General features: G+C 50.6%; 1 protein-coding gene. It reads left to right on the plus strand.

What is annotated here, in order from left to right; genetic code table 11:
- Window positions 1-480: thiamine pyrophosphate-dependent enzyme (locus ACYVTD_RS16420; RefSeq protein ID WP_461248738.1), on the plus strand; the 480-nt coding region annotated here is incomplete at both ends.

A 480-nucleotide genomic window follows, 5' to 3' on the forward strand; every position in this document is an offset into this window, starting at 1 on the left:
ATCTATGGCGGAAACTTGCCGACTACGCCCTACGCTCAGCGTTCAGACGGACGCGGTCCGGCGTGGTCAAACAGCCTTTTTGAAGACACAGCGGAATTTGCGTTGGGCTTTAGACTTACAAGCGACAAGCTTGCTGTTCACGCCCGTGAAATGGCTGAAAAGGCAAAGAGCGAAGGTATCGCCGCCGGAATCATCGACAAACTTCTTGCAAACACCCAAGCTGACGATGCGGCAATTGATGAACAACGCAAAAATGTTGACGAGCTTAAAGCCGCTCTTAAAAAAGAATCCAAACCCACGGCGAAATTGTTGCTCTCACTTGCCGACCACTTTGTTAAGAGATCGGTATGGGGCTTCGGCGGCGATGGTTGGGCTTATGACATCGGCTTTGGCGGACTCGACCATGTTCTTGCTTCAGGCAAAAACGTAAATCTGCTTTGTATGGACACGGAAGTTTACTCCAACACGGGCGGACAAATG

Source organism: Treponema sp. R6D11, assembly GCF_054786075.1.